This is a genomic window from Streptomyces sp. SP17BM10 (assembly GCF_036322405.1).
Lineage (GTDB): Bacteria > Actinomycetota > Actinomycetes > Streptomycetales > Streptomycetaceae > Kitasatospora.
In genome coordinates this window covers 1-830 of record NZ_JAQYXB010000497.1, presented here as the reverse complement: position 1 = coordinate 830, position 830 = coordinate 1, and the positions used below count along the sequence as shown (strand labels likewise).

The 830-nt window shown below is 72.5% G+C and carries 1 protein-coding gene; it reads right to left on the bottom strand.

Going from position 1 to position 830, the window contains the following annotated elements; genetic code table 11:
* Positions 1-2: 2 nt before the first annotated feature.
* Positions 3-830, bottom strand: an 828-nt coding sequence (aroC, locus tag PUR71_RS08770; RefSeq protein ID WP_329925814.1) for a chorismate synthase, incomplete at its 5' end; no start/stop codon positions are given.

Genomic DNA, 830 nt, shown 5'->3' with positions numbered 1-830 from the left:
GCTCATCGGATGATCAGGTGGTCGAGGTAGCTCTGCACGTTGCGGCGCGTCTCGGAGACGTGGTCGCCGCCGAACTTCTCGTTGACCGCGTCGGCCAGCACCAGCGCCACCATCGCCTCGGCGACGATGCCCGCGGCGGGCACCGCGCAGACGTCCGAGCGCTGGTGGTGCGCCTTGGCCGGCTCACCCGTGCGCACGTCCAGCGTCTGCAGCGCCCGCGGCACCGTCGCGATCGGCTTCATCGCCGCCCGCACGCGCAGCAGCTCACCCGTGGACAGTCCGCCCTCGGTGCCGCCGGAACGGCCGGAGGTGCGCTTCACGCCCTCGGCGGTCGGGACGATCTCGTCGTGCGCCTTCGAACCCGGCACCCGGGCCAGCTCGAAACCGTCCCCCACCTCCACACCCTTGATCGCCTGGATCCCCATCAACGCAGCCGCCAACCGCGCGTCCAGCCGCCGGTCCCAGTGCACATGCGAACCCAGGCCCACCGGCACCCCGTACGCCAGCACCTCGACGACGCCGCCGAGCGTGTCACCGTCCTTGTGCGCCTGGTCGATCTCCGCGACCATCGCCTTCGACGCGTCCGCGTCCAGGCAGCGCACCGGATCCGCGTCCAGCCGCGCCTCGTCCGACGGCAGCGGCAGCACGCCAGCCGGCGCCTTCGCCGCGGCCAGCTCCACCACGTGACTGACGATCTCGATCCCGCAGGTCTCCTTCAGGTACGCACGGGCGACGGCGCCCAGCGCGACCCGGGCCGCCGTCTCACGGGCGCTCGCGCGCTCCAGGATCGGGCGGGCCTCCTCGATCGAGTACTTCTGCATCCCCGCCAG